This is a genomic window from Microcystis sp. M049S2, from assembly GCF_020245625.1.
GTDB lineage: Bacteria > Cyanobacteriota > Cyanobacteriia > Cyanobacteriales > Microcystaceae > Microcystis > Microcystis ichthyoblabe_A.
This window is the reverse complement of sequence record NZ_JADBUN010000246.1, coordinates 1-3,187: the sequence shown is the minus strand read 5'-3', so window position 1 is coordinate 3,187 and position 3,187 is coordinate 1. Positions and strand designations below refer to the sequence as shown.

At 46.0% G+C, this 3,187-nt stretch carries 2 protein-coding genes and 1 pseudogene; all 3 read right to left on the bottom strand.

The features are described 5' to 3' along the window. Positions 1–299 precede the first annotated feature (299 nt). The gene (locus IM496_RS19360) at positions 300–1,700 is read right to left on the bottom strand and encodes an ankyrin repeat domain-containing protein (RefSeq protein ID WP_353737648.1); all 1,401 of its coding nucleotides are present in this window, start codon (positions 1,698–1,700) and stop codon (positions 300–302) included. Positions 1,701–1,720: 20 nt separating this feature from the next. After that, positions 1,721–2,473 (bottom strand): sensor histidine kinase, encoded by a 753-nt coding sequence (locus IM496_RS19355; protein WP_502861965.1) that lies wholly within the window; start codon positions 2,471–2,473, stop codon positions 1,721–1,723. A 42-nt stretch (positions 2,474–2,515) separates the two neighbouring features. Then, positions 2,516–2,827: pseudogene (locus IM496_RS22775) on the bottom strand (response regulator); the annotation flags it as partial. Positions 2,828–3,187: the final 360 nt, after the last annotated feature.

Sequence of the window (3,187 nt, the reverse complement as noted above, 5' to 3'; positions counted from 1 at the left end):
CCGATAATATCACCGTGGTCATGGTCAGTTGTTGACTATCTAGGGTTTGCAGCAAAAAGTTTCTCGGGGGGAAGTGGGGAAGTGGGGAAGTGGGGAAGTGGGGAAGTGGGGAAGTGGGGAAGTGGGGAAGTGGGGAAGTGGGGAAGTGGGGAATTTCAACTAACACCCTAAAACCCTAAAACCCTAAAACCCTAACACCCTAACACCCTAACACCCTAACACCCTAACACCCCAACACCCTATCTCCTGCCGATCGCCGATCGCCTCATCTCCACAAGCAATTTAAATGCGTGGGCAGCTTACTCGATCGCTCCCGCTTGTTGTAATAAAGAAGCGATCGCCTGATGGTGATTAAATTTAGCTAACATTAAAGCGGTCATTCCCCCTTGATTTTTCTGATTTAAGTTCACCTTTCCCCCGTCTAACAAAACTTTAACCGTGTCGAGACAACCGTGATAACTCGCCCACATCAAAGGGGAAGCGCCGCTAAAATCGAGTTTATTGACATCGGCGCCGATATCGATTAACCAGCGCACCAATTGACTATTATTGTCCTCACAAGCTTTCATAAGGACGGTTTTACCATCGGGATAAACGGCGTTGGGATTAGCCCCGTAGTCGAGGAGATAACGGCAGATTTCCGTAAATTGGCGCTGTAAAGCTAAAGTTAACGGTGTTTCTCCCTGCTGAGTTAGGTTAGGGTCGGCTCCCTGTTTTAACAATTCTAAAACGATCGCTTCGTACCCCTGCACCGTGGCGATGATCAGGGGTGTATCACCAAAATGGTTGCGGTGATTGACAAAAGCGCCGGCTTGTAGTAAGGCCTGGACGATCTCTAAATGTCCTTCGATCGTCCCTAAATGCAGGGCCGTTTCTCCCGCCTGATTTTGATTGTCAATACTAGCCCCCTGAGCGAGTAAAAGTCGGACAATATCGAAATATCCCTCAGCAGCGGCGATCATCAGGGCAGTTTCTCCCTCCTCCGTGCTAATGTTCGGATTGGCTCCCGCTTGCAGTAAAGTTTGTACGCTGCCGAGATTTCCCTTCTCTACAGCCAAAATTAGGGGAGTTTCCCCAGATAAAGTGGGAGAATCGAGGGGCATACCACGGTTAATAAACAATTCGAGGATTTCTGGACGATTAGCGTTGAGAGCCTGTAACCAAGCTTCTTGACGGATTTCTTCATCTACACCATTATCGAGCAGTAAACCGACAATTGCGGCGTAATTTTGTTTGATCGCTACAGATAAAGCCGTATCTCCATCCTGATCGCGCATATTGACCCGAGCACCGGCGGTTAATAACTGTTCTGCGATCGCTGTATGACCCTTATAAACGGCGATCATTAGTGCTGGTGTACCATCTTGATTAACCTTATTGACATTGGCACCGGCGGCGATTAATTGAGCAAGGATTTGACTGTGATTGAGGGCGGCCGCTAACATGAGAGGGGTTAAACCTTGAGGTTGTTTACTTTTGTTGATATCAGCCCCAAATTCTCGCAAAATTGCCACAATTTCCCCATAACCCCCCTGCACGGCATAGATTAAAGCCGTAGTATTTTGGCTATCGGTGGCGTTGACATTTGCCCCCTGACTCAGTAAAGCTTGAACCCGCGCGAGATTGCCCTGACGCGCCGCTTGTATTAACAGGATATCCCAATTAGAAGCCATTAACAGTGACCGATCGGCAGAAAGTATTTTTTCTATTATCGATCTTTCTAGACAGGTAAACGGACAGAAACGCTAGTACCCCGTTCTAATTCTGAGGTGACGGCAATAGTTCCCCCATGAGCATCGATAATGCGACGGGAGAGATAAAGTCCTAACCCATTGTTGGAACTGTCTGGGGAACCGGAGTACAGGCGCTCGAAAATCCGGGGTAGTTCTTCTGCTGAAATGCCTATACCAGTATCCTCGACGACAATGGTGACAAAAGTATCTTCCTCTCTAGCGGGGATGAGATGAATTTTCACATCACCCTTTTGGGTAAATTTAATCGCATTGCCGATGAGATTGGTAAAAACGCGCCGCAGTTCCAAGCGATCGCCAGTTAGGAAAATTTCCCCAGCATTTTCGGCATTTAAGCTTAATTCTAGTCCTTTTTCTCGGGCAAGGGGAGTTAACTGCTGACAGACTTCTTCGAGAATATCGATAATCTTTAATTTAGTAAAATTAAGTATCTTTTCGCCGTTTTCATAACAATAAACTTCCAAAAGATTATTAACCATTTCCAAGAGATTTGTATTACTGCGAATAATCACATGAATGACTCGACTCATTTCGGGAGTAATCTCACCGTATAAACCTTCTTGAAATAGTTCTAATATATGATTGACAGACACTAAGGGAGTTCGCAAATCGTGGGTCATCCTCGAAACAAAATCTTCTTTTTGTCTAGCCAATTGCTCTTTTTCTTGTTTGGCAATCGCCACTTCTTCTTCCGCTTCATAGATGCGTAGGGCGTTTCGCATCGCTTGATTTAAGCGCGAGGCAGAAAGACGAAATTTACTCAGATAATCGGAAGCACCGGCTTTCATCATATCTACGGCAATTCCTTCGTCTCCGTGACCGGTTAAGACAATTAGGGGTATTTTAAGTCCCTGTTGCCGAATTTCCCGCACCAAAGTCAAACCATCTCCATCGGGTAGAAGATAATCGATAAACATACAGTCGAAAAGATTATTAGACATCTGTTCTTTAGCCTCTTGATAGTCAGCGGCTTCTGTTATTTCTATCGCCATCTCCGATGTTCTTAAGAATCGGCGCACGGCGATCCGATCTACTTCATTATCATCAACAATGAGAATTTTGAACTGGTTTAACATTGCCAATTTAAATCTGAATTTTATTACTGTCTGATCTACCCTGATAGAATACCTCGAATCGGGTTCGATGGTCAAGACATTTTCGAGGTCGATTCTTACAGCTTTTTTCTTAAAGATGAAGTATAACCTAATTTGCTATTGACGACCGAATCGTGACGACTGGCCCCCCAAAACGAAAAATTAGTACCTCACTATTAAGATGACTGCCACAATCGGAAACAATACTTAGGGTTTGCTGAAAAAGCTTTTCCTGGGGGCAGGGTGTGGGGTGTGGGGTGTGGGGTGTGGGGTGTGGGGTGTGGGGTGTGGGGTGTGGGGTGTGGGGTGTGGGGTGTGGGGTGTGGGGTGTGGGGTGTGGGG

Bases quoted from the DNA above. Each gene is read 5' to 3' on its own strand.
- IM496_RS19355 (WP_502861965.1), bottom strand. From the start codon at position 2,473: ATGCGAAACGCCCTACGCATCTATGAAGCGGAAGAAGAAGTGGCGATT.